This is a genomic window from Ruegeria hyattellae (assembly GCF_041537925.1).
Classification (GTDB): Bacteria; Pseudomonadota; Alphaproteobacteria; order Rhodobacterales; family Rhodobacteraceae; genus Ruegeria_C.
In genome coordinates this window covers 326970-351895 of sequence record NZ_JBGOSH010000002.1, presented here as the reverse complement: position 1 = coordinate 351895, position 24926 = coordinate 326970, and the positions used below count along the sequence as shown (strand labels likewise).

Annotated in this window: 26 protein-coding genes and 3 pseudogenes; 13 read left to right on the top strand and 16 right to left on the bottom strand. The window is 59.7% G+C overall.

The annotated features are described in order from the left end of the window. Positions 1-140: 140 nt before the first annotated feature. The 3 genes from AB1E33_RS05635 to AB1E33_RS05625 are packed head-to-tail and all read left to right on the top strand — an operon-like array spanning position 141 to position 2281. Positions 141-983 carry a M15 family metallopeptidase gene (locus AB1E33_RS05635; protein ID WP_372576280.1) on the top strand — a complete coding sequence of 281 codons (843 nt, stop codon included), beginning with the start codon at positions 141-143 and terminating at the stop codon, positions 981-983. Beyond that, positions 967-1587 carry an SDR family oxidoreductase gene (locus tag AB1E33_RS05630; protein WP_372576620.1) on the top strand — a complete coding sequence of 207 codons (621 nt, stop codon included), beginning with the start codon at positions 967-969 and terminating at the stop codon, positions 1585-1587. The genes AB1E33_RS05635 and AB1E33_RS05630 overlap by 17 nt, the downstream gene beginning before the upstream one ends. A 10-nt stretch (positions 1588-1597) precedes the next feature. Further along, positions 1598-2281: a fumarylacetoacetate hydrolase family protein gene (locus AB1E33_RS05625; protein WP_372576279.1), complete on the top strand. Its 684-nt coding sequence runs from the start codon at positions 1598-1600 to the stop codon at positions 2279-2281. On the opposite strand, the pseudogene AB1E33_RS05620 reads toward AB1E33_RS05625, so the two are convergent. Both AB1E33_RS05620 and AB1E33_RS05615 read right to left on the bottom strand, forming a co-directional pair. Continuing rightward, positions 2236-2400 (bottom strand): annotated as a pseudogene (locus AB1E33_RS05620) (hypothetical protein); the annotation flags it as partial. The gene AB1E33_RS05625 and the pseudogene AB1E33_RS05620 sit on opposite strands and share 46 nt — an antisense overlap. 27 nt (positions 2401-2427) lie before the next feature. Further along, complete coding sequence (locus tag AB1E33_RS05615) at positions 2428-2583, bottom strand: hypothetical protein (RefSeq protein ID WP_372576278.1); 156 nt, start codon at positions 2581-2583, stop codon at positions 2428-2430. Positions 2584-2649: 66 nt separating this feature from the next. Here AB1E33_RS05615 and AB1E33_RS05610 point away from each other — a divergent pair, with 66 nt between their 5' ends. From AB1E33_RS05610 to AB1E33_RS05600, 3 genes are all read left to right on the top strand, one after another. Then, positions 2650-3042 (top strand): PLP-dependent aminotransferase family protein, encoded by a 393-nt coding sequence (locus AB1E33_RS05610; protein WP_372576277.1) that lies wholly within the window; start codon positions 2650-2652, stop codon positions 3040-3042. Between the two features lie 11 nt (positions 3043-3053). Continuing rightward, positions 3054-3788 (top strand): aldehyde dehydrogenase family protein, encoded by a 735-nt coding sequence (locus tag AB1E33_RS05605; protein ID WP_372576276.1) that lies wholly within the window; start codon positions 3054-3056, stop codon positions 3786-3788. A 150-nt stretch (positions 3789-3938) separates the two neighbouring features. After that, on the top strand, positions 3939-5018 hold the full coding sequence (locus AB1E33_RS05600) for a helix-turn-helix domain-containing protein (RefSeq protein ID WP_372576275.1): 1080 nt from the start codon (positions 3939-3941) through the stop codon (positions 5016-5018). A 52-nt stretch (positions 5019-5070) separates the two neighbouring features. Here AB1E33_RS05600 and AB1E33_RS05595 read toward each other — a convergent pair. Continuing rightward, positions 5071-5571: pseudogene (locus AB1E33_RS05595) on the bottom strand (transposase). Positions 5572-5762: 191 nt separating this feature from the next. Between AB1E33_RS05595 and AB1E33_RS05590 the strand changes: the two are divergent. Then, positions 5763-7472, top strand: coding sequence for an adenylate/guanylate cyclase domain-containing protein (locus tag AB1E33_RS05590; protein ID WP_372576274.1), 1710 nt, complete (start codon positions 5763-5765; stop codon positions 7470-7472). 146 nt (positions 7473-7618) lie between these two features. Here the strand turns inward: AB1E33_RS05590 and AB1E33_RS05585 are convergent. From AB1E33_RS05585 to AB1E33_RS05540, 10 genes and pseudogenes are all read right to left on the bottom strand, one after another. Continuing rightward, positions 7619-7915 (bottom strand): annotated as a pseudogene (locus AB1E33_RS05585) (transposase); the annotation flags it as partial. Positions 7916-8285: 370 nt separating this feature from the next. Continuing rightward, positions 8286-8957 carry a TetR/AcrR family transcriptional regulator gene (locus AB1E33_RS05580; protein WP_372576273.1) on the bottom strand — a complete coding sequence of 224 codons (672 nt, stop codon included), beginning with the start codon at positions 8955-8957 and terminating at the stop codon, positions 8286-8288. A gap of 64 nt (positions 8958-9021) precedes the next feature. Beyond that, positions 9022-9534: a hypothetical protein gene (locus AB1E33_RS05575; protein WP_372576272.1), complete on the bottom strand. Its 513-nt coding sequence runs from the start codon at positions 9532-9534 to the stop codon at positions 9022-9024. 21 nt (positions 9535-9555) lie between these two features. Continuing rightward, positions 9556-9735: a hypothetical protein gene (locus tag AB1E33_RS05570; protein ID WP_372576271.1), complete on the bottom strand. Its 180-nt coding sequence runs from the start codon at positions 9733-9735 to the stop codon at positions 9556-9558. Beyond that, on the bottom strand, positions 9736-9897 hold the full coding sequence (locus tag AB1E33_RS05565) for a hypothetical protein (protein ID WP_372576270.1): 162 nt from the start codon (positions 9895-9897) through the stop codon (positions 9736-9738). It abuts the gene before it with no gap. Between the two features lie 12 nt (positions 9898-9909). Next, positions 9910-10245: an efflux RND transporter permease subunit gene (locus AB1E33_RS05560; protein ID WP_372576269.1), complete on the bottom strand. Its 336-nt coding sequence runs from the start codon at positions 10243-10245 to the stop codon at positions 9910-9912. A 40-nt stretch (positions 10246-10285) separates the two neighbouring features. After that, positions 10286-10837, bottom strand: a complete 552-nt coding sequence (locus AB1E33_RS05555) for a hypothetical protein (RefSeq protein ID WP_372576268.1) — start codon at positions 10835-10837, stop codon at positions 10286-10288. A 150-nt stretch (positions 10838-10987) separates the two neighbouring features. After that, on the bottom strand, positions 10988-11449 hold the full coding sequence (locus tag AB1E33_RS05550; protein ID WP_372576267.1) for an efflux RND transporter permease subunit: 462 nt from the start codon (positions 11447-11449) through the stop codon (positions 10988-10990). Positions 11450-11662: 213 nt separating this feature from the next. Beyond that, positions 11663-12532 (bottom strand): isocitrate lyase/PEP mutase family protein, encoded by an 870-nt coding sequence (locus AB1E33_RS05545; RefSeq protein ID WP_372576266.1) that lies wholly within the window; start codon positions 12530-12532, stop codon positions 11663-11665. A 100-nt stretch (positions 12533-12632) separates the two neighbouring features. Then, positions 12633-13301, bottom strand: coding sequence for an IclR family transcriptional regulator (locus AB1E33_RS05540; protein ID WP_372576265.1), 669 nt, complete (start codon positions 13299-13301; stop codon positions 12633-12635). 91 nt (positions 13302-13392) lie between these two features. Here AB1E33_RS05540 and acnA point away from each other — a divergent pair, with 91 nt between their 5' ends. The 3 genes from acnA (at position 13393) to AB1E33_RS05525 (ending at position 17995) form a co-directional block, all read left to right on the top strand. Next, positions 13393-15984, top strand: coding sequence for an aconitate hydratase AcnA (gene acnA / locus AB1E33_RS05535; protein ID WP_372576264.1), 2592 nt, complete (start codon positions 13393-13395; stop codon positions 15982-15984). 1 nt (position 15985) lies between these two features. Beyond that, positions 15986-17131, top strand: a complete 1146-nt coding sequence (locus AB1E33_RS05530; protein ID WP_372576263.1) for a 2-methylaconitate cis-trans isomerase PrpF family protein — start codon at positions 15986-15988, stop codon at positions 17129-17131. 171 nt (positions 17132-17302) lie between these two features. Beyond that, positions 17303-17995: a phosphatase PAP2 family protein gene (locus AB1E33_RS05525; protein ID WP_372576262.1), complete on the top strand. Its 693-nt coding sequence runs from the start codon at positions 17303-17305 to the stop codon at positions 17993-17995. A gap of 76 nt (positions 17996-18071) precedes the next feature. On the opposite strand, the gene rpmB is transcribed toward AB1E33_RS05525, so the two are convergent. From rpmB to meaB, 3 genes are all read right to left on the bottom strand, one after another. Further along, a complete protein-coding gene (gene rpmB / locus AB1E33_RS05520) occupies positions 18072-18362 on the bottom strand; it encodes a 50S ribosomal protein L28 (RefSeq protein ID WP_372576261.1) in 291 nt (96 codons plus the stop codon). 167 nt (positions 18363-18529) lie between these two features. Then, positions 18530-19807 (bottom strand): Hint domain-containing protein, encoded by a 1278-nt coding sequence (locus AB1E33_RS05515; protein WP_372576260.1) that lies wholly within the window; start codon positions 19805-19807, stop codon positions 18530-18532. A gap of 160 nt (positions 19808-19967) precedes the next feature. Then, positions 19968-20945, bottom strand: coding sequence for a methylmalonyl Co-A mutase-associated GTPase MeaB (meaB, locus tag AB1E33_RS05510; protein ID WP_372576259.1), 978 nt, complete (start codon positions 20943-20945; stop codon positions 19968-19970). 83 nt (positions 20946-21028) lie between these two features. On the opposite strand from meaB, the gene AB1E33_RS05505 reads away from it, so the two are divergent. From AB1E33_RS05505 to AB1E33_RS05495, 3 genes are all read left to right on the top strand, one after another. Beyond that, on the top strand, positions 21029-21730 hold the full coding sequence (locus AB1E33_RS05505; RefSeq protein WP_372576258.1) for a DUF3108 domain-containing protein: 702 nt from the start codon (positions 21029-21031) through the stop codon (positions 21728-21730). A gap of 33 nt (positions 21731-21763) precedes the next feature. Beyond that, positions 21764-24220, top strand: a complete 2457-nt coding sequence (gene hrpB / locus AB1E33_RS05500; RefSeq protein ID WP_372576257.1) for an ATP-dependent helicase HrpB — start codon at positions 21764-21766, stop codon at positions 24218-24220. Between the two features lie 208 nt (positions 24221-24428). Further along, a complete protein-coding gene (locus AB1E33_RS05495) occupies positions 24429-24851 on the top strand; it encodes an NUDIX hydrolase (protein ID WP_372576256.1) in 423 nt (140 codons plus the stop codon). Positions 24852-24926 lie beyond the last annotated feature (75 nt).

The window sequence follows — 24926 nt, the reverse complement described above, 5'->3', positions numbered from 1 at the left end:
CAAACCTACTTCATGCTGTTCGCAACAAACAATGAACAAGGTCACATAAACCGTATCATTCCCTGCGCGACCCCGTGACAACTATCAGAGCGGATTCTAGAGTGCCCGCTGGTGATACAGAAACGAGGACAACTGGCATCATGCGCATCGTACCAGCGATCATTCTGGCCGTAGCGATCATTCTGGCCCCGATTCTGTGGTATGTCTTTCCGATCCTCGTCCCGCTTGAGGAAAACTTCGAAGGACCCGCAATCGATTCTGGTGCCCGGATTGAGATCGAAATGCTAAGCCAGCAGATCGAGCACCTGAACAACAAGATCGACCGTATGGCCAACGAGTTGAGCCAGGTCCAGATCGGCGGCGTGACGCTGTTGCAAGACTACGATGACGCCGCAGATTCCTTTGGCTATGACAGCTCGACTCCAAACGAGATCATTGATGCCTATGCGCAGGTTGTCCTGATTGCCGATCGCAACAATGTCAATGATGGCCTTCAGCTCGCGCGACCCTCGTTCCTGCGTGAAACCTTCGGACTGCCCCGCGAAGACCTGAGCAACGATTGCCAGTCGATGACCAACGAACGGCTGAAATCCAAGCTGGTGTTGGAGGAGGTCGGTCCGGTTCGGGTGCGGATGCTGAAGCCCGCGGTGGAATCTCTGCGCGATGTTTTTGACAATATCCAGCGCACCGACCCCGATCTCTATGCGCGCATCAACACGGCAGGCTCGCTCTGCGTCAGGTTCATTCGCGGCTCGACCACCTCGGCCTCGGCCCATGCGTACGGTCTGGCGGTCGATCTCAACATCGACGGTGTGCTGGATACACTGGGGGATGGCAAAACCCAGCTGGGCCTGACGATTCTTGCGGATTTCTTCCGGCAGGAGGGATGGGTCTGGGGCGCCGCCTGGGGCCGCGAGGATTCGATGCATTTCGAGGTGAGCCGTAACAAGATCGAAGAATGGCTCGATCAGGGTCTGCTATAATCTGAAGGCAAATGAGATTTCGCCTGCTATTGCGTTTTCACCAAAGGCGCATGAGGTTGCGGGTGAAGTCGACATTCTGGCTAACAACGCAGGCGGCCCTCCGACCGGCGACTTTCGCAACTGGGATGAAGAGAACTGGATGAATGCCTTGCGCTCAAATATGTTGACGCAAAATTTTCTGATCGAGTTGACCATTGACGGCATGATTGAGCGCAAGTTCGGTAGGGTTCTCAACATCGCATCCGTGGCGGTCAAGGCACCTTTTCGGTCGCTTGGCCTGTCAAATGGGCCGCATACCGGCTTGATCGGGTTTGTTGTGGGCGTGGCCCGCGACGTGGCGCAATACAACGTGACCATCAGCAACATCCTGCCGGGCCCCTTCGAGACGAATCGTCTTGAGGTGACGCTGTCCGGCATGGCAAAAAAGCTGGGTATCTCGAAGGAAGAGACGCAGGCCAAGCGTCTGGCCACCAACCCGGCACGGTGTTTTGGCAGGCCTGAGGAAATTGGCGCGGCGGTGGCTTTCCTGGCCAGCAACAAAGCCGGATTCATCACCGGTCAGAGCCTGTTGCTTGACGGCGGCACCTTCCCCGAAACCATGTAAGTGTACTACGATGACGTCTCATGCGTTTCAAATCGCTGAACGCTCGACCATTCCCGTAGTAGGCTCGGATGCCGTCTTTCCGGTCAATCGCGTGCTTTGCGTCGGGCGCAACTATGCCGCCCATGCGCGCGAGATGGGCGCGGACCCGACGCGGGAGCCGCCATTCTTTTTCACCAAGCCGGCGGATGCTATCCTGACGGGGACCGATCTGCAGTTGCCGTACCCTCCCAAAACAAACGATCCGCACCATGAGGTCGAGATGGTTGTCGGTCTGAAAGCCGGTGGGCTCGACATTCCGGCCGAAGAGGCGCTCAGGCATGTTTTTGGTGCCGCGTTGGGTAAAGCCGGCAGACCCTGGGATATGGGTAAAGGCTTTGATGGGTCGGCTGTGATCTGGCCAATGACGGAGTTTGACGGCTCCACACTGCCGCAATCCGGTCCCATCCAGTTAGATGTGAACGGCTCGCCCCGTCAATCGGGCGATCTGTCCGATATGATCTGGGGTATCGCGGAAACCATTTCGGCCTTGTCCGGTTTCCTGACCTTACGTGCTGGCGACATCATTTACACCGGGACCCCCGAGGGTGTCAGCGCGTCAATGACAGCCAAGTGTTCATTCACCATTCTTCGACGCGTTCCAGGTTCTTGCCGTCCCACAGCTCCAGTATGCGGTGCAGTCGGTTCTGCTGCTTGACCGCGTTTACAAAACTGGTTGTCGGAAAATGCGGCTATCGTTTCATGAAAATTGGCATCAACTTCATAGACCCAAAGCGCATTTGAACTATTGTTTCTTTCCGCCTGAAGCAAATCCATATGCACGTCACGCTGTTACGCCAGAATTCAGAAGTCGATCTTGAATGTCGAGGCCCCAGTCGCGGCGGGTTCCACGGATGACCGGAATTCATAGCTGGCAAGCCGGGACTTGATGCTGTCCAAGGTGGGAACGAAACTCCAACCCTGTCCGGTGTTCCGGATGATCAGCCCTTCATCTGCCATCCTGTTCAGCGCACTGATCAGGACTGGTCGTTTGACGTTGAGTTTCCGCTGAACATCGTTCTGGGTGTGCAAACCCGTGAGGAATCCATTGAACGGGTCAATGGCCTGTTCAACATCACCGTCACCGCATTTGACCAGAACGGCGATGTCGATTTCAAGGCTCTTGGCGAAAACGTCGAACGTGTGCTGGGTCAGGGTCTTGGCGGGCTGCCGATGGTATCGACGCCTTATGTCTACGCCTCCTGTGCCGGAGCCATCGGAAAACCACCCCCGACGGAAAGCGAATCAACTCCGATGTGTATGTCGCGAAAAAAACCATCTGGGGATGCCAATGCGGCGGTGATCCCCGGTGTGGCCTTTTGCCGGTCGCCCTATCTGCGTATCGCCAACGCACTTGATACCGATGATCTCAAAACCGCCTTTCGCGATTTTCTCCGCGCCTGCAACGCGCTAAGCTGAAAGAGCCCAGAATGACCCATGTTTTCCAGCTGTTTATCGACGGAGGCTGGATTGATGCGGACAGGCGTGAAACGCGCCCTGTGATCAATCCGGTCGACGGTTCTTTTATCGGCAATGATCCCTGCACCACGCCCGACGACCTGGACAGTGCCGCCCTGGCGGCGGGCCGGGCTTTTCTGGATTGTATTGCGCGGCCACCGGTTGAACGTCAGGCGCTGCTGCGCCGTGCAGGCCAGATCATAGCCAAGCTTGCCGAGGATATCGCCCGCATGAAGATGCGCGATCACGGCAATCCCCTGCGCGAAGCCCGTGATGCAGTTGACGGAATAGCCGAATTATTCGAGTGGTTCGGTGAGGAAGCCCGTCGCGTCTATTGCCGGACCATTCCGCCGCAGGATCAGGTGAGCACGCAAACTGCCTTGCGGATACTGGTCGGGACGGTGGTTGTGTTTTCGCCATGGAACTTTCCGATGGCGAGATCGCGGCGCATCTGGCCCCGGCGCTGGCGGCGATTGCCCCTGCCTGATGGTTTTATGTGCAAGAACCCAGCCCGAACTTATTGTTGTGGCGACCGCTTGCAATGCAATCACCCCGACCAGATTGGCGTCGAACCAGCTTCCCCAATTGTGTCGACCAGATTCGATTTCGGTACCGACGGCGCTTTGGTCCCGCGCCCGTCTTTGACACTTTGGTCTGATGCGGCATCAGTGTCCACAGCGACACCGGAGGCGTTCATTCTTTTTTAGAAATCAAGGCGCTTTTGGAATCCTGGACCCACAGAACGCTCACGGCAGGCGGACGCTGGCCCTGCAACGCAGCCGGCAGATGTCGAATGTGCAAGCGGGTCTTCGGCAAAAGAACTGGTCGTTCCAAAGTATGATGATTATGATCGTTACATGCACCGCCGCACTGAAAATCCAGACGATGTTGAAGAGGCCACGCCGAGCTCGATCTATGATCCCGAGCCAGTCGAGGATGAGGATCTGTGGTTTCTTCCACAGCCGCCCGAGGATGTCGCCCCCGGCGAGATGCCCTGGCCCGTGGCCGCCCGCGAGGCAGGTCTGGACGGGCGCACCTGGCAGGCGACCGAGGCTGCGCAATACCCGCTGCTTGTGGCCGCGGCGCAGGCGGTGGCGCGCTATGGCGAGCGGTTGCGGCACGCCGCACCGGGGGTGAACGAGCGCTTGGCGTTAATGACGGTTTCGGCGCTGCTGCGGGCCGAAGGCATTTGGCTGGGCCCCGACCAGATCGCGCTATACCGTGCGTTCCGGCTGAGCAGCGACGACATGGCCCGCGAACTTAGCCGCGCCGATTGGGCGGTGCGGCGGCTGATGACGGGGCCGCTGCCGCAGGATGGATTGCGGGAGTTTCTGGGCCGCGTTTCGGTGAGCGAACCGCATCCCGACGAGGACCGCCCCACCGGGCCGGAACTGGATTTGGCCGGGCAGGACTGGGCCGAGGGTCTGTTCAAAACCGGCCATCTTCTGACACGGGCCGCACAAGGCTTCGCCGCCTGGCGGCAACAGGCGCTGACACCGTATGACCAGATACTGGAGCCATCGGTCGCGGCGCTGCTGCTGGGTGCGGGCGACGAGGCGCCGTTCCTGCCCATGGCCGAAGGACACCGATTCGACCGTCATCTTGCGGCGCAGGGATCGGACGCGGCGGTGGCGCGGCTGATCACCTTCCTGAATGCAATCGAGGCCGGGGCGTTGCGCGCCGCGATGGAATTGGACCGGCTCGCAGCCTGGAGAAATCGGGCGGCCAAGGCAACGGCTGGGTTGTCGGGCCGCACCCCGCCGCTGCTAATCGCGGCACTCTTGCGCTATCCTTTGCTCTCGGCGGAACTGGCGGCTGAGGCAGCGGAGTGCTCGCGCCCCTCGGCTCGACGCAACCTGACACTGTTCCGCGAGATGGGCCTGACCCGCGAGGTTACAGGGCAGGAGCGCTACCGGTTCTGGGCGGCGCTGGTGTGAGCGCGCCGTCGCGGTGCTTTTGGTGACTTAGTGTCCGGACTCGTTTTTTGTTTCATAGCCAGAACATGACGGTTGCGGCGAGAGCGATGGCAGACAAGAACTCCTTTAGACACCTGTCGTATCGAGTTGCCACACGCCGCCAGTCCTTGAGCCTTCTGAACATGATCTCGATACGATTGCGCCGTTTATACCGGTGCTTGTCATACTTCACGGGTGTCTTGCGCTGCTTTCGACCGGGGATGCAGGCGCGTATCCCCTTGTCTTTCAACGCTTCTCTGAACCACTCTGCGTCGTAACCGCAATCTCCAAGCGGCCAGACCGGTCATCATCTGCGCGAAGATACCCTTGTCGCTCCATCGCTTCCAGAGATTGTAAAGAGTCTTATGGGGGCCGTATTCCTTGGGAGCATCTCGCTAGAGCAACCCATTGCGATTGATGAGATAATCCCACTCAACACACGCCGGTCATCGACGCGAGGCTTACCGTGGGATCTCGGGAATTACGGCTCAAGCCGCGCCATCTGCGCGTCCGTCAGCCAAAAAAGACTAGACATGTCACCGCTCCGTTTTCCAGCGGTGAATCACGACGCCCAACGGAAATCAAAGGGTCCTGAGCCAAGCTGCACCACCCGCCAACCCCAAGATGCCGCGTTTGCTTCAGGGTCTGCACTAAGCCCAAAGGCGACCTTGTCGGGCTGACAGAGCTGAAGTGCCGGGCTAAACTCCTCAAAACGGGGGTACACGAATGGATAGACGGCTTACCACGGTGCTAGTGGCGGATATTGTTGGCTACTCAGCACTGATGGATCGTAACCGCGAGGGCACGATTGCTTCGCTCAGATCATTCCGTGAAGATACACTACAGACGTTGCTTGCAGACCATGGCGGCAAGTTGATCAAAAGCATGGGAGACGGCTGGATTGTCGAGTTTAAGTCCACGTCAGATGCTGCAGATTGCGCGATTGCAATACAGTCAGCGCAGAAACCAGGCGGTTTCCGACTTCGAATTGGCATCCACACTGGCGAAGTTGTCACAGATGGTGACGACATTTTTGGAGATGGAATAAACATCGCCGCCCGGCTCGAAGCATTGGCCGAGCCGGATCAGGTTCTAATTTCAGACACCTCTCACAACAGCCTCGACCGCGGCGACGCAGCTTTATTTTATGGCGGCGAACAGACGGAGCTCAAGAACATCACACGCCGCATTGGCGTTTGGTGTTGGCCTAAGGGAACTTCTGCCAATTTGCAGACTACAACGGATGTCAGGCCGGGAATTGCGGTACTTCCATTCGACAACATGTCTGGTGATCCCGAGCAGGAGTTCTTCGCCGACGGCATAACGGAAGACATCGTCACAGAGCTCTCCCGTTTTCGTTGGCTGATGGTAGTGGCTCGAAACTCGTCTTTCACCTTCAAAGGCAAAAACACGGACATACGCGAAGTCGGTCGCGCTCTTGGGGCACGCTATGTTCTGGAGGGTTCAGTCAGGCGCGCAGGGCATCGGGTTCGCATTACAGGACAGCTGATTGACGCCGAGAGTGGCAGCCATCTCTGGGCAGATCGCTTTGACGGCGTGCTTGATGATATCTTCGATCTTCAAGACAAAGTCACATTGGAAGTCGTCACGGCGATTGAGCCGTCGCTGAGACACGCCGAAACCAACCGTGCGCGGGCGAAACCTACAGACGACCTGGAAGCCTATGAATTGTACCTTCGGGCACAATCGCATTTCCATTTGCTAACGGATCAAGACAACAGAGAGGCGATACGATTGACGACACTCGCATTGGATCGTGATGCTGAATATGCAGCCGCATCCGGACTGTTGGCTTGGCTGCACATTCAACGAATGGTTCAAGGTCTAGAACCTATTGGCGAGGGGCCGAAAGAAGCCGTAAAAGCAGCCGAGCGGGTCCTGCTAAGCGATCGCGCAGACGGGATAGCAATGGCGTATGCCGCGCATTCGATCTCAATGCTCGCGCGTGACTTGCAGCGTGCGCGGGTGGCTTTCAAACAAGCGCTCGAGGAAAACCCAAACGCGGCGACAGTTCACATGTTGGCATCTATCAACCTTGTTCTAATTGATCGTCCAGAAGAAGCGCTGAAACATGCAGTTCATTCTGTCAACCTTAGCCCACACGATCCACTGCGCCACGCTGCTTACATTGCTCAAGCGAGCGCACTATTTCATCTTGGACAATACACGGAAGCGGCTAAGGCCTGTCGAGATGCCTTGGCAGTACGGTCGAGCTTCGTCATGAGCCATCTCATGCTGATAGCTTCGCTGGGACAACTTGGCGACGATGATGCAGCTCGCAAGGCGGTAATGAACCTTCAGGCTTTGCGCCCGGAACTGAGTGCTGCCTCAGCGCAAACTCAAATGCCTATCTTCACTGTTCCATCCTGTGCAAACGACTGGCGCGAAGGATGGCTGAAAGCAGGGCTGTCGTAATGAGTGACGAATAAGATTTGTAATTAGCGTTAAACGTCAAAACCTGCCGTGTGTGCGGAACTAAACGAAATTGGAGCCATGGCAATAAAATGACTGCTTTGATGCGCCTTGGAGGCGCTCGTTTAGTGGACTTCTTAGCGTTCGCAGCGAACGGCAGGTTCGACGGACCGCAGCTCTTTCACTTCGGGGCTTGTCGCCTGCCTGGCCGTGTCGCCCGCCAGCCGCTTCTTGCCAGCCTCAAGGAATTCCTTCGACCAGGAATAGTACAAACTCGTCGCGATCCCCTCGCGCCAACAAAGCGCAGCAATGCTCTCCTCGCCACGCAGGCCCTCCAGCACAATGCGGATCTTCTCTTCCGCAGAATGATGCTTGCGCGTCTTGCGGCGGATGTCTTTGACGACCCGTTCGGCCGCCGGTTTGTCGGTTCCAACTTTCAGTCTCATCTTCACTCCTTGACGGTTCAGATGAGCCAGAAACCTTCCGTTATGCAAATACTCTAATCAGGCCCAAAGGTGCTGATCACGGACACTCAAGTTAGACACATTGCGCCGGTTTCCAGGTTGCAAAGAGGCTCACTGGCGTTCCGTTTGACGTAGACTTGAAGCGCTTGAACCATCGAAACATTAGTAAGCGCAAGAATCTTAAGGTGTTGAATTCAATGGGAAGCGAGTCTCAATAACTTGGTCCCATTAATTACGTACTCCGACATGGGGGAGGCTCAACAGAGCGAAGCATTATAATAATGATTATGGTAATTGGGATTGTTCTGTGTATTAACCGTGAGATGTATTGAGCGTCGTTTGACCCGGTTTATCAAGCGGTGGTGAGGTCGGATCGGGCTGCCACCAGCGGGTGTATGCCGACGTTCCATGAAGCGCGTAGCATTCTGGTTGCAATCTCGATGGTGCGTTGCCCTTCGGTATCTTCGAGATCGACAGCCTGGTTCACAGCCGCATTGGCGAAGCCAAAGAGCACGGTCAGCGTTTTCCTGAACTCCGCCAGTTTGTCATCGAGCACGAAGTGCCGCGCTGCTGCGTGGACCGTTTCGACATTTTCCAGCGTGTCATCGAATTCTGCGGACAGGACCGACTTGTCAATGGACGCACCGGACCAGATTTTCTTTAGAACCCGGTCGCCACGCAAGGTCTGATAGTAGCTCTGCATCAGGGTTTCCATCCTGTCTATGACCTCGTCCAGCGATCCCGGCGGCGTTCGGAATGCTTCTTTGAGGTTGCTACGTTGCTGGCTCAGATATTCCTCGCAGATCGCAGAGATCACTGCCCCGTTGTTGGGGAAATATTGGTACATTGAACTGATCGTGATACCGGCCTCTGCGGCTACATCGGTCATCTTCAGGTCGGTATATCCCTTGCGTGCGACAACGGTTTTCGCGGCCCGAAGGATTTGTTCGACACGCTTCTGAGCCCGCGCTTGGCGTGGGATTCTGACGGGTTCTTGGCGTTGTTTGGGCTTGGCGGTTCGCATGGCACACCTGACACAACTGAATTATTTCAGAAATAGGAGAGTAGTCTCATTTTGACAATAGGCGTCACAGATACGTGCCGCAGCAGCATTTATCTGGCAAGGAAAATCTCTTCGAGATCGGAGCGCTGGCTGTCGGGCCGCAGCCCGTCGGAATAGGCCTTTTGAAACCGCCCGGCACGACCAGGCCAAGCAGGCGCAGATCGTCACGTTCGCCCAAGGCGGCGATTGCGGCGATGTCACTCAGCCACTGCGACCGGATAAACGTGTCCAGCGTCCGGTCCACCATCTTGGAAAGGCGCAAATCCTGTTCCTGATAGCGCGGTTCCAGCCGCTTGCTGTGGATCAGCCAGATCGTGTTGGTCTTGTTCGCATATCCAAGATCGCGAAAGGTCTGTTTCACGGACAGGTCGGGCGGGTGGGCAAATATCTGTTGCGTCAGCGCGCTGTGCACATGCATCTCCCGCCGTACCTCGTGGCCACTGCTGACGAGGATCGGCACCGGGTCAAAAACCAGCGGTAACGAGGCCGAGGCGAGGATGACCGGGCGGACCAACTGATGCGCCTCGGATGTGCCCACGGATGCGATGGCACCGACATCTCAAAGAACCGGGTGTTCGGCGTCTATATTCGTGGTGCCGACAAACAAACGGCGGTCGCGCGCATTTTCCTGTGCGATATCGCTGATAAACTGATCGGTCAACTCGCGGTCGATTTTCTTTTTTAGCGGCGCGACACTGGCGATGGTCCGGCCCGAGATCAGCGCGTCCAGAATGCGCAACTATGCCACATCAGAAGTGTTGGTCTCGGTATAGAACTCGCGCAACGGCGGATCGTAGCCCGAGCCCAGAAAGGCCAAGGGCGCGATGATCGCATCGGTCGAGATGCCGGTGACCACATCGAATTCAGGCCGCTGGCCGCTGCGGGACCAGCCGTTCAGCACCCCTGCCCCACATCACGCCGGTTCCTGCACAGCTTCTACACGCTTGGCGTCGCGCGAAAAGACCACATAGTAAGAGATCGGTGCCGCGACCAGCGTCAGGATCGAGGCAAAGGCAAGGCCACCCATGATGGTCACGGCCATCGACTGGAGAAACTGCTCGGTCAGCAGCGGCAGCATGCCCAGAATGGTCGTCGTCGCCGCCAAGATCACCGGCCGCATCCGCGAGATCGAGGCCTCGATGATCGCTCTTGCAGCGGTTTTCCGGATTTGCGGACGAGATTGATCTCTTCCGCCCGGACGATGCCGTAACTGATCAGCATCCCCGGCAGGCTGAGCGGGCCCAGCCATGCGAGGAATCTGAATAGGAGATCGGTCAGCAGGAATCCGATCAGCACGCCATTGATCGGCATCGGCACCAGCAGCCAGTTGATAAGCGGATGGCGCAAAGCATTAACAGGAAGACCGAGATTAAAACCATCACCTGCAGCGACAAAAGCAACGGAACAATATGGTTTGTCTGGGTCTTGGTGGGATCCTCGAATTCACCACCCCATTCTATCGGGTAGCTCAGCGGCAACGGGATTGCCTCGACCGCTCCGCGGGTCGTCCTGTGCACCAACGCGGCAGTTGGGCCGACGGCGACATCACTGGACACAGTGATGGTCGACACCCGGTTGCGGCGGTGGACCAGAGTGTCCTGCATTTCGAAATCAAATCCGTGCGACAGCAGTGCCAGCGGCACGAACTGGTCGGCGGTGTCGGAGTAGATTAGCTGATCCAGCAGAACCGACGGATCATCGGAGTCAACCCGGAAGTAGATCAGCAGCAGCCGGTCACCGTCGCGCAAAACGCCGCTTGGGATACAATCCGTCGCAAGCGGAATCACTTCGGCCATATCGTTGCGGGTGATGTCTGCGGTGCGAGCGCGATACTCGGACAACAGCGGAACGATCGCCGACTCGCGCTCGCGCCAGTCGGTTTGTAGTCACGTCAGCTGATCCGAGCCCTGTGTCATCACGACCTTCGCCTCCTGGCTCAGGAGGCGCAGCTCATCGCGGTCGGGACCTGAGATGCGCAACTGGATCGGGTTTCAGTCGCCGGGACAAAAAAGCAGGCGCTTGGTCCTGAACTCACCCTCGGGCGGGCTTTCGCGGGCAAATTCCAGGGCGCGGGCGCTGAACGGGGCGAACTTCTCCGTCTCGTCCACGCGAACGATGATCTGGCCGTGGCTGATTTTGAGGTCCTCTGTGGGATAGGTCTGCATGAACCGGCTGGCACTTTCGCCCACAAAAGTGGTCATGGCCGCGACCTCGTCCTGTTCGGCCAGCCATGCCTCAATCAGCTTCATGTTTTCCGAGGTTTCTTGGATCTTGGTACCCTCCGCCAGATTATAGTGGATGAAGAAGAGCGGCGCGTTGGAGTTCAGAAAGAACTGCTGCTTGGGGCTGCCGAATGCCGCGAAGCAGACGACGGTAAGCGCCACGAGCGAGATGATCACCAGCCAGCGAAGCCGGATGGCAACCCTCAGAACCGATGCGAACATGTGGCACATGAGCCCGTCATAGGCATCGCTTTACCCCCCGGGCCGACCTTGAAGAAATAATGCCCCAACAGCGGCGTGACAGTCATCGCCAGAATTCAGGACAGCATCAGGGACAACCCCATCACCGCAAAGAGCGAGAACAGAAACTTACCGGTGTCGCACCTTGTTCACGGCACGGTTAGGCCTCTTCCACACGGCAAGAAACGGCGACGGCGTCACCTGTCAGGAATATTTCCGCTCCAACCCGTCATAGTGATCCTTGCGGACCACGTCCTGCCGCATCTGAAATCCAGCAAGAGGTCCGTCCTCAGTCATGATCCCGTCGGATTTCAACTGCGAGAGCGCGTTGACCATGCCATAAAGCGCACCTTGGAGTGCGACATTTGCATAAAGCACCAGCCCATAGCCCATCCGGTCAAGCGCGTCGAAATCAAGGATCGGGGTCTTCCCGCCGACAACCAGATTGACCAGTTGCGGCGTGCTCTGCAATCGGCGTGGGATCTCCCGGATTTCCTCCTCTGAGACCGGCGCTTCGACAAAGGTGATGTCCGCGCCATCCTCGATAAAGGCGGCGGCACGGTCCAGCGCTTCGTTCAACGACGCGGTCGCGCGGGCGTCGGTGCGGGCGACGATCAGCAGGTTCAGATCCTGACGCGCATCGACGGCGGATTTGATCCGGCGCCGCGCCTCCTCCAGCGGGACCACATCCTTGCCTGCGAAATGCCCGCAGCGCTTGGGGTTCACCTGATCTTCCAGCTGGATTGCGCTGGCCCCCGCTCGCTCCAGCATCCGCACTGTGTGATGTACGTTCAGCGCGTTGCCGAAACCGGTATCGGCATCCACTACGATGGGCAGATCGCTGGTATTTCGGATCGCCGCACAGTGCTGCGCGATGTCAGTGAGAGTTATGAAGCCCAGATCGGGCATGCCGTAGAACGTGTTGGTCACGCCCGCGCCCGAGATATAGATCGCTTCGAATCCCAGATCTTCGATCACCCGCGCCGCCAACGCATTTGCTGCGCCGGGCATGAGCACGGCCCTGCCGGTGTTCAGGCGTTCGCGAAAGGCCTTGTTGATCTCAAGTGTCAGCATCTTCCGTGTCCTTCGGCGCTTGGTTGAGGTTTCGCGTATCTAGCGGTTAGGCGTAGTGGGCATCAAGGCGGGTAGAAATCTGTTTCATCCGATAGAACGCTCAACCCGCCAGGGATTTGGCAAGACTTTCCAGCAGTGGCATCACGGCTTTGCGAGCGTCTTCGCCAAACCGGCTGGCCAGGCCTGAGACTGTCAGTGCCCCTTGCAACGCTCCGCAGCGGGAAAAAACCGGGGTAGAAACGGATGAGATATTGGGATTGGTCTCTCCGACCGACATTGCGGTTCCGGCAGAGTTGAAGGTGCTTGTATCGCCGACATCCTCGCCACTGAAATGGCGCAACACCATGCCTGAGGCCCCGGTAGAGAGCCGCAGACGCATTCCCTCTTCCACATGAAACCGTAGCAGGTTGGGCGAGTTTTCCCTGTAAAGACAGACCCGTTCATTGCCCGACCGCACGTAGAAAGACGCCGTCTCGCCGGTGGCATCGGCCAGCATCCGCAACGCGGGGGCCACATGTTCGCGCCTTGTGAAATCACGACGAAAGATCAGGCCCAGCCGCCAGACACTGGGTCCGACACTGAATACCCCATCACTGTCGCGCTGGATGAAGCCATATATTGCCATCGAATTTGTCAGTCGCAAGATTGTGCTTTTGTGCAGCCCGGTTTCCCCGGCCAGCTGCGTCAGCGTCATTTCGGGACATTGGGCCGAAAACGCACTCAGGATAGACATGGCCCGCTCGACGGATTCCGTTCTGGTGGCGCACATGAGTTCTCTCTGGTGAAACGCTGTGTGTCCGAACTTGCGGTACTGGCGCCGGATTGTCTAGCTCTGGCGCAGAACGACCGGAGGGTGAGACGTGCGATACTTTGATGTGCCAGGCACAGAATTTCAGGCGATCGACTATGTGCAGAGGTTGGGCCAGCGGCTGACCACCCTGCCCTATGCGCTGCGGGTTTTGTCGGAAAACGCTGCGCGCCATTCCGAGGGTGGCGCAGACGCAGGGCTAGTTGCCGAGCGCTCGGGTGATGCGGTGCCGTTCCGTCCGGCGCGTCTGCTGTTGCATGACATGCTGGGTATTCCGGCGCTGGTCGACATCATGGCGATGCGTGACAGGCTTGAGGCGCAAGGCAGTAACCCGGCAGAGGTCGACATGAGCTTGCCGGTCGATTTGGTGATCGACCATGCGATGACGATCAATCACTGGGCCGAGCGATTTGCGTTGGAAAAGAACATGGCGCGCGAGTTCGAGGTGAACCGCGAACGCTTCGCCTTTCTCAAGGCCTGTGAGGCACGGTTTCCTCGTTTGCGGGTAATCCCGCCCGGAGGCGGCATTTGCCACCAGGTCAATCTGGAGTTCCTGGGCCAGACAGTGCTGCCCTCGAACGAGAATGCGCGGGTGCTGATCCCGGATAGCTGCCTTGGCACCGACAGCCACACCACGATGATCAACGCGCTTGGTATCACCGGCTGGGGCATCGGCGGGTTGGAGGCTGAAGGGCTTCTCTTTGGCGAGACCACTGCCATGAACGTGCCCAAGGTTGTTGGACTAGAAGTGATTGGCGAACCCTCGCACGACATCACCGCAACGGATGTGGCGCTGGTCGTGGCCGAAAAACTGCGTACTTTGGGTGTGGTGGACACCTTTGTCGAAATGTTCGGACCCAGCTATGGGAGGCTGAGTGTCGCCGACCGCGCCACCATCGCCAATATGTCGCCGGAATATGGCTCGACCCAAGTGTTCTGCCCGGTCGACGCCAACACGATCCGCTATCAGCGAGAAACGGGGCGCAGCGCTGAAACCATCCGCAACACCGAATGCTATTGCAAGGCGCAGCAGATGTGGTCCGAGGGCACCGATGCCCGGATCGAATACGATCAGGTGGTGACGCTGGACCTGAGCGCCATTGGCCGGTCGGTCTCGGGTCCCTCCCGGCCGGAACAGCGGATCGATCTGGACAAGGCGACCAGAACACTTGCGCTGAAGAATGAGGTGGAAGAGGCCCGCCGGGTGGCGGTCAAAGGCACGGATCACGATATCGGCGATGGCGATGTGATCATCGCTGCCGTTACCAGCTGCACCAACACCGCCAACCCGCGCAACATGATCCTGGCCGGTCTTATCGCCCGCAATGCCGTAGCACGCGGCTTGAGCGTGAAACCGCACGTCAAAACGTCGCTCGCGCCCGGTTCGCGCGTTGTGGCGCAATATCTCAAGAATAGCGGGCTGCAGGAGGATCTCGACAAGCTGGGGTTCGAGGTCGCGGCCTTCTCTTGCTCGACCTGCAACGGCATGTCCGGCCCGCTGCGCCCCGAACATGAGGCGGCGATCCGGGATCACGATATAAATGGGGTCGCGGTGCTATCGGGTAATCGCAATTTCGCGGGCCGCATCCATCCGCTGGCCTCGCGCAACATGATCGCCTCGCCACCGCTGGTGGTGGCCTATGCGCTGATGGGCACGATCCTGCGGGATGTCTCGCAAGATGCGTTGGGTGTCGATCATAACGGCTCTCCCGTGACGCTGAGTGATCTTTGGCCCGCTGCCGAGGAAGTCGACGCGATTATCGGCACCTATGTGACGGCGGATGATTTCATCCACAATTTCAAGGCAATCGGGGATGTAAATGAACAATGGACCGCATTGCAAACGGGCACCGGCCGCTATGGCTGGGGCCCCAGCACCTATGTTAGTTTTCCGCCTTTCGTGAAGACCATTCAACCCGATCCCGGCGGTGTCACACTGCTGACTGGACTGCGCCCTCTGGTTATTTTGGGCGACTCGGTGACCACCGATCATATCTCGCCATCGGGCACGATCACGCCTGACTCCGAGGCGGGTCAATTCCTGATCGGCAAAGGCGTCGAACCGCGTGATTTCAACTCTTTTGGCACGCGTCGGGGCTGTTCGGATGTTATCATCCGATCAACCTTCGCCAATTACCGCCTGCGCAACGAAATGGTGCCGAGCAAGGAAGGGTCCTGGACCCGGATAGAACCCGAAGGTGAGGTCGCCACGGTGTTCGGCGCAATCCGGACCTATCTGGAACGCGGCCAACCCCTGCTGGTGATCGGCGGCAAGGACTATGGCTGCGGCTCGTCGCGCGACACGGCGGCCAAGGCTCCCTGGCTGGCCGGTATCCGCGCCGTGATTGCCGAAAGCTTCGAGCGTATCCACCGCTCGAACCTTGTGAACATGGGCATCGCGCCGCTTTGTTTCCCCGAGGGTGTAACGCGCGAGACGCTGCGCCTTGATGGGTCCGAGGTCTATGACATCACCCTCTCGGACGATCTGACCGGGGCCAGCCTGACCATCCACCGCAGGGATGGCAGCAGTGACACGACACCGCTCGACCTGCGGCTGTACAATGATCGCGAGCGCGAGATCTTTGCACATGGCGGCCTGCTGCCGATGGCGTTCCGTGCGTTTCTTGGCAAAAAGGCGGCGTGAGATGCGAAATCGGATCAGGGCTGCGTTCTATCGCGGTGGCACGTCGAAGGCAGTGGTGTTCAACGGCACCGATCTGCCTGCGGAGCGCGCTGTGCGCGACCGCATCTTTCTGCAGGTTCTGGGCAGCCCCGATCCCTATGGCAGGCAACTTGACGGCATGGGCGGCGGCATTTCTTCGCTGTCCAAGGTGGTGATTGTAGAGCGCTCGTCGCGTAAGGACGCGGATGTGGACTACACTTTCGTGCAGATTGCGGTGGATCAGCCGGTGGCCGATTATGGTTCGGCCTGCGGAAATATGACTTCCTGCGTGGGCCCCTTCGCGGTCGAGGAAGGGATGGTGCAGGCAGATGAGGATGGCGATGCTCTGGTGCGGATTTTCAACACCAATACCGGTCAGATCTATCACGTGCGGTTCCCGGTTCAGGGCGGTATGCCGGTCGAGCAAGGAGATTTCACGATTCCCGGTGTTTCAGGGTCCGGCGCGCGCGTAACGCTCGAATTTCTGCGCCCCGGCGGGGCGGCAACCGGCAGGCTGCTGCCGACGGGCAAGCCTTTGAATATCTTGCAGGTCGCCGGGCTGGGCGCGGTAGAGGCATCGCTGGTGGACGCGGCCAACCCGGTGGTTTTTGTGCGGGCCGCAGCGCTAGGTAAAACGGCTACCGAACTGCCACAAGCGCTTGATGCGGATGCCGATTACATGGCGCGGATGGAAGCCATCCGTCGCGAAGCTGCAGTGGCAATGGGCATGGCCGAAACCGTCACAGAGGCTTCGCTGTCCAATCCCAAGGTCGCCATCATCGGCGACCCACAGGCCTTTACAGCGCTGGATGGCTGCACCCATGGCGCAGACAGTCACGATCTTGGCGTGCGGTTGATCTCGATGGGCAATTCCCATCGCGCGATTACGCTCACCGGGGGCATGTGCACCGGTGTGGCTGCGCATATTCCCGGCACATTGGTCAATCGGATCGCCGGCACGTCACGGCCGTTGCGCATCGGCAACCCCTCCGGTGTTCTGCCAGTGATGGCGAAGGTCACGCAAGGCTCTGACGGCCCAGAAGCCATATCGGCCAGCACCTTCCGCACCCAACGTCGCATCATGGACGGTACAGTGTTTTTCAGCGCCGGGATCGACGCGGACGCCTGACACAGACAAGACCGCTTGAACACCCGATCTCGCAGGCATTAAGCCCATATGATGATTTGCTCATCTGCCGCCAATCTCCCCGCCTGCGCTTGGGTTCGGCTGGTCACCTTCCCATCTTCTTGTGATCACACAACAGAAGGTTGTCGCGCGACCGGGAAAGGAGATTCCGATATGAGACCGACCAGAAATTATCTGATAGCCCCGGCATTTGCGGTGGGGCTCGCCTTGCTGATGATTGGCGTGGCGCAACCGAGCTATGCAGCGACCGAAAGGTACCTGCCCGAAGGCAGCGTAACCGCGACGGAACTGATCCCGCCGCCGCCCGAGATGGACAGCGCAGCGTTTGACACCCGGATGGCAATTGTCGAATGGGAGCAGGTGACGCGCACGCCGGAGCAAGTCGAATTCGTGGAAACACCGCTCACCGTCGAGAGGTTCTGGCCCGTTCTCGTCTCGGACGTATTCACCGTCGATGCGGCGAGACTCAAGATCGTGATCGATCAGTCGATCGACGAGGTGCGCTCTGACTATGATGCGCTCAAATCGGTTTATAGCCTCCCCCGACCCTTCGTGGTGAACGATGCTGTGGAACCGATCGGTGACGTGCGCCCCGTCGCCTCCTACCCCAGCGGCCACTCTATCCGCGCGGTGATCTATGCCCGGCTCCTGTCCGAGGCTTTCCCCGAGCATGAGACTACCCTGATCGATCTGGCCGAACAGGTTGGCTATGGCCGTGTGAACGGAGGCCTGCACTACCCGATGGATGTCATCACCGGTCAGACCTTGGGCCATGCCAATGCGGATGTGATCATCGCCAACCCGGTGTTTCAGAAAGCGATTGCTCAGGTCCGTATCTCGTCCTGATCCGCACAAGATATCCAAACAAGAAAACCCCGCACCGGTTCCGGTGCGGGGTTTATATTGTCCATCCGATCAGTGATCAGGCGGTAGCGGTTTGTGCCTTCGCGATCTCTTTCTTGACCTTCAGCGCGTTGGCCGACAGTTCGTCGTCCTTTGCCTTGGCCAGGAACGCGTCCAGACCACCGCGGTGATCGACCGAGCGCAGGGCCGCAGCCGAGATCCGCAGCTTGACGCCACGGCCCAGAGTTTCCGACTGCAGGGTCACATCATTCAGGTTGGGCAGGAACCGGCGACGGGTTCTGTTTTTGGCGTGGCTGACATTGTTGCCAGTCATCGGGCCTTTTCCGGTCAGTTCGCAACGGCGCGACATGGGTTTCATCCTTCGTATCTGGCGGCAGTGGTTCCAACCCTGTGTCAGGCCCCTGCCAAATCATGAAGGGCGCGGCCCGAAGGCGCGCCCGAAAACTGGTTGGATGCGTGTAAGAGGAATCGCGGGAAGGGTCAAGACGGGTGGGCCGAAATCTTTGCCTCGATTTGTCATCCCAACACGGGCAAGGTCGGACATACGGACTGCAACATCGGTTTGTTGTTTTTCAGATGCCGCTCAACCAGTTGCCCTTGGGGTCGCCCGTGCGGGATGTACCGGGCCAGATCCGCGATATGGCTGATATCTGCCAGTTCCGGGAAAATGCCGAGGATCTCTTCGCGCACAGCACTGCCGAGTGATTTAAGCGCTTCGGGGCCAGTGAAAAGGCTCTCTGTGGGGGTGTTTTCGGCGTAGATTATCTGGTGCGCGTCGAAGAGCAGGTGAAAATACTCGACTGATTCTGCCGATGCATCCACGAAGACCCCCGGAAGGGCCGTCAGCTTGATCGCCGGAATCAGCACCTCGGATTCCCCGAACATGCGCTGAGCGATCCTGGAGCGAACCAGCATGCGATGTTGCCGGGACACCAGCAGATCACGGCGCGGCAATGCGCTGCCCATCGCGCCTGCCAGAATGCGGACAGGGCGCAAGTTGGGGCTCTCTGTCAGCGCCTTTGCGTCAAACCGACGGCGACCGATCCAGCGGATGGGTTGCAAGCCATTTCCAAGCGTCGATATCAGATCACCGACTCTGAGGTCTTGGATTTCAACCATTCCGTCTTGGGCCAGAATACGGGTGGATCGCGTCAGACATGGAACTGCCGACAGGTTTTCGAAAGTCGAATAGCGAACACTCTGCCCGGTCGGAAGCAGGAATGTCTCGGCGGGCACGGAATAGCTGCCTCCGACCAACACCGTGAAAGTCCCGAATGTGCTATCGGTGACCACTGTGCCAATAGGCAGCCCCAACGTGTCGATGCCTGCCCCGCCATTCAGGATGCCCGTGGCATCGGAATTCACAAATGTAAGCGAATCGTCCCCGGAACTGAGCTGAAGGTTCCCAACGCGCGCTTCCTGAACGCTGACGCTATCATTGTCCCCGCCAGCAAAGACTTGCTGGACATCCGAGCCGCCCGAAATCGTGATGGTATCCTCGCCGGTATTGCCGCTCACGCGCGCGACGACCGACCCGTCGATATCGAGCGTGTCTGAATCGGCACCGCCGACAATCCGTCCGGCAACAGTGCTGTCCGTAACCGAGATGGTGTCATCGCCGCTATTGCCGACAATATCGCCGGAAATGTTGCTGTCAGTGACAGTTACGGTGTCGTCACCGCCGCGCGCCCAGATGTTGTCGATCGATATCCCTTGCGGCGTTCCGTTCAGGGTCCCGTTATCATTGGTGACATCTACGAAGTCGGCGTTGCTTGTCCCGGTGATATTGGGCATGGTCATCCGTTCCCGCAAATCCGGTCTACACTGTGCCCCTACCGGATTTTCGACCTGGTTCAGCGCCGTGACAAAACGCAAACTTTAATTGCATTTGCCGTTACTATACAGAATCGAAGGCGCATTCTCTACCTGCGACGAATCCCGAGTGCAAAAGCAGTCAGGCTTGCGCGAGTTTTGTCAGCATCTGCTTTGCGGCGGTAGTGGGGCTGAGCGCGCCGCTGGCCACGCCGGAGCCCAGGCGTTCCAATTCGGCCTGTGCCTGCGATGTCTCCAGACGGGACAGCAGCGCGTGGCGGACCTCCTGCTCGAACCAGTAGCGCGCCTGATCGGCGCGGCGGCGGTCCCAGAACCCGTTTTCACGACGCCAGGTCACCAGAGATGTCATGTCTTCCCAGGCTTTGGTCAGTCCGGCCTCTTCCAATGCCGAAACCATCAGCGCTTTGGGATAGCCGTCAGGGTCCTGCGGGCGTTTGCGTAGCAGGCGCAGCGCGCCGGAGTAATCGGCGCAGGTGCGGGTGGCGGCCGGGCGCAGATCACCATCGGCCTTGTTGACGAGAATCAGGTCGGCCATCTCCATGATGCCGCGCTTGACACCTTGAAGTTCATCCCCGCCCGCAGGCGCGAGAAGCAACAGGAACAGGTCAGAGATCTCGGCCACGACAGTTTCCGACTGACCTACACCCACGGTTTCGATCAGCACCACGTCGAACCCTGCCGCCTCGCACAGGCTCACTGCCTCGCGAGTGCGGCGCGCCACGCCGCCCAGATGCGCTTGGCTGGGCGAGGGGCGGATAAAGGCGTTGGGGTCGCGCGACAGGCGGTCCATCCGGGTCTTGTCGCCCAGAATCGAGCCACCTGAGCGGGCCGAGCTGGGATCGACAGCCAGCACCGCCACCCGCAGCCCCTGTCCGGTCAGAAACATGCCGAAGCTTTCGATAAAGGTCGACTTGCCGACGCCCGGTGTGCCGGATAAGCCAATGCGGACCGCCTGACGGCCCGATTTGCGCAGCTGGTCCAGTAGCGAAGCGGCCTCGGCCCGGTGATCGGCGCGCTGGCTTTCGACCAGAGTGATGGCACGGGCCAGTGCCCGGCGCTCGCCCTTCAAGATCCTGTCTGACAAAGTATCGGTCGTCATGGCCCCGCCAATGCTGTTGTGGTGCCTTCATGCCGTGGGTATATCGCCTTTGTCCAGTACCGAACCGACAGGGATCAAAAGCGATGCGAATGATAGGGGTCGTCCTGCTTCTGTGCCTGCCGAGCCTTGCCTGTGCTCAGCAGACCGAAGGGCAATATGACGTGCGCGCGCTTGGCGCAAAGGTCGGTGATCTGGCACTGTCCGGCGTGGTCAAAGGCTCGCGCTATTCTGTCGCCTCGCGATTCGAGACGACCGGGCTGGTCAATGCGCTATCCGGCGTTTGGTTTCAGCTAAAATCCAACGGCCGCGTGCAGGGTGACACCTTCCAGCCGCGCAACTATATCGAAGAGATGGACACCGGCCGCCGCCAGTCAAAGGAACGGCTGACCTATTCCGGGGGCATTGCCCGCCGTGACGGTCCTGGCTCAGGGCGCAATTCCAAACACGCCGTTACAGATGCCGAACAAAAAGGCGCACTTGATCCGCTTTCGGCGCTTTTTGTGGTGATGCGCGATCAGCCGGCGCAGGGGCTGTGTAACCTGACGCAGCGCATCTTCGATGGCAAGCGCCTGACCGAACTGGCAATGACTCGCCGCACTGAGGCAGGGCCGCTGATCACCTGCCACGGCATCTTTCGCCGCGTTGGCGGCTATTCGCCCGAGGACCTGAAGCGAAAGCGCAATTTCGAATTCACCGTTACCTACGCCCCCGCAGGCGAGTTGATGCGGCTGGTTGAGGTCCGGTCAGATACCCTCTTCGGTCCCGCCACGATCATACGGCGCTAGACGCAGGCGCGGGGTTGGACGATAAGGCCCGGCATGACGAGACTGCCCATCGACGATGCCCTGCCCGATCTGCTGGATGCGCTGCGCCGGTCACGTCGGGCCGTGCTGCAAGCCCCGCCGGGCGCGGGCAAGACCACGCGGGTGCCCCTAGCCATGCTAGAGGATGGGCTGACCGAAGGGCGGATCATCATGCTCGAGCCGCGCCGTCTGGCCACCCGCGCCGCTGCCGAGCGGATGGCCGAGACCCTGGGCGAGCGGGTCGGCGAAACGGTAGGCTATCGCATCCGGGGCGAGGCGAAAACCGGCCCGCAAACCCGCATCGAAGTGGTGACCGAGGGCATCCTGACCCGGATGCTGCAATCCGACCCTGACCTGCCCGGTGTGGGTGCGGTGATCTTTGACGAATTCCACGAACGCTCGCTCAACGCCGATCTGGGCTTGGCGTTGTGCCTGGAGGTGACGGGTGCGCTGCGCGACGATCTGATCCTGCTGGCCATGTCCGCAACGCTGGATGCGGGGCCGGTGGCAGAGCTGATGCAGGCGCCGTTGGTCAGCTCTGAAGGGCGCAGCTATCCGGTCGATCTGCGCTGGCTGGACCGTCCGATTGGGAAAGACGCTGATCCACTGACGGCATTGACCGATCTTGTGTTCACAGCCGAGAAGGAAACCCGCAGCAGAGGCGGCAGTGTACTGGTCTTTCTGCCGGGTGAGGGCGAGATCCGGCGGCTGCAGTCCCGTCTGACCGACCGCCTGCCCAACGACTGCGCGGTGCATCCCCTGTTTGGTGCCCTGCCCTTTGCCGAGCAGCGCAAGGCTATCGCCACTGCAAACTCGGGGCGCAAGCTGGTTCTGGCCACATCCATAGCCGAAACCTCGCTGACCCTGCCGGATGTGCGCGCGGTAGTCGATATGGGTCGGGCGCGGCGGGCGCGGTTCGATCCGGGCTCGGGCATGTCGCGGTTGGTGACCGAACGGGTCACCCGCGCCGAAGCTACCCAGCGCGCAGGCCGTGCAGGGCGCGTGGCCGAGGGCGCGTGTTTCCGGATGTGGTCCAAAGGCGAAGAGGGCGCGCTGATGGCCTACCCTCCCGCCGAGATCGAAGCAACCGACCTGACCGGGCTGGCGCTGGAACTGGCGCTTTGGGGGGCAGCAGCGCAGGATTTGCCGTTTCTGACCGCCCCGCCCGAGCGCGCAATGCAGGAGGCGCGCGCGCTGCTAACGCTGTTGGGCGCGCTGGATGCGCACGGGCGGATCACTGAACACGGGCGGGCCCTGGCGCGGCTGCCGCTGCATCCGCGTCTTGGGCATATGTTACTCCGCGCCGGGCGCGATGCCGCGCCGCTGGCCGCCCTGATGGCGGATCGCGACATTCTGCGCGGCGCGCCGGTGGATCTGAGCCTACGGCTGGCAGCGCTGCGCGATCTACGGCGCTTCCGCCATGAGCGGCCCTATCAGGTAAATCCCAGCGCCGTGAGCCGGGTCAAGGAAGAAGCCCGGCGGTTGGTACGGCAGGCCCCGAAGGGGACCGAGGCTGTCAGCCCGGCAGTGATGGCTGCGCTGGCCTATCCCGACCGCATCGGGCAGCGCCGCCCGGGCGACGCGGCGCGCTTTGTTCTGAGCGGGGGCAAGGGCGCGGTACTGGATGCGGGTGATCCGCTGGTGCGCGCGCCTTACCTGATCGCCACCGACACCGACGGCAACCCGCGCGAAGCGCGCATCCGTCAGGCGATCCAAATCACCGAGCACGAGTTGCATGAGACCTTCGGTGCACAGATCGAATGGGTCGACAGCTGCTCCTGGTCCCGGCGTGAACGCCGCGTGATCGCGCGCAGGCAGGAACGGCTGGGCGCCATCACGCTGGAGGATCGTATTTGGAAAGAGGTCCCGCCCGATCTTGTGGCACAGGCGATGCTGGATGGCGTGCGCGATCTGGGCATGCGGCTGGAGGGTTCCGCAGCAAGGTTGGCCACCCGCGTGGAACTGGCCCGCACCGAAGGCGGTGATTTCCCCGATTTCTCGCTTTCGGGCCTGACCGATACCCTCGAAGACTGGTTGCTGCCGATGCTGGACGGCGTGCGCAACGCGCAGGACTGGCGAAGGTTCGACCTCTACCCTGCTCTGCAGGCCGTGCTCAGCTGGTCCCAGATGCAGGAATTGGACCGCCGCGTTCCGGGTCAGTTCTCCACCCCGCTGGGGCGCAAAGTGGCGATTGATTATGGGCCGGACGGCCCCGAGATCTCGGTCCGTCTGCAAGAGATGTTCGGCGTGACCCGCCATCCTGAAAGCGGCGGTGTGCCGCTGAAGGTCACGCTGCTGTCACCCGCACGGCGCCCGATCCAGATCACCCGTGATCTGCCGGGGTTCTGGGCGGGTTCTTATGCGGATGTACGTAAGGATATGCGTGCGCAATATCCCAAACATCCCTGGCCCGAGGACCCGACGCTGGCCGATCCTACCCTGCGCGCCAAACGCCGTCCATCGGGGCGCTAAGCGCAAATTAGGGCGGAAAATCGCCGCTTTTGGCACTATTTTTGTGATCATAATGCAAATTTTTAGGTTTATGGGGTCCGAATGCCCCCGGTTTTGTTGAAAAATCGCGCAAAATGGCCAAGTATCAGGGCTATAGCCGCGTGCATAAGCGGCACTGAAAGGTTCGGCAGGAATGTTTTTGGCGTTAAAGAGTACCTGGGAAGAGGTCGTGCGTCCCCTTCTCCTGCGACCGGAGGCGGTGCAGGTCGCTGCTCTTTGTGTGCGCGGTCGTGAGAAAAAACAGGAAGTTCTGATGATCACCAGCCGGGGGTCCGGCCGCTGGGTGGTGCCCAAGGGCTGGCCCATCGACGGCAAGACCGGCGCGGAAGCCGCAGTTCAGGAAGCCTGGGAAGAGGCGGGCGTTCTGGCCGAACAGGTGGATGAGGATCCGGTCGGCAGCTTTGACTACGGTAAGGGCCTGAAAGACGGCACAACGCAGCCGGTACGGGTGAGCGTCTATCGGGTCAGGGTCGACACCCTTGTCGATGAATTCCCCGAGGCGGGTCAGCGCGAACGGCGCTGGATGCCCCCCGGAGAGGCCGCAAATCTGGTGGCCGAGCCGAAACTGCAAGACCTGCTGCGCGCGCTCTGATCTTACCGATTGCCACATGTGATCTCCCTGAACCACAAGTCGTTCGGTCTTAGCCCGAGGGATGCGCTATACAGG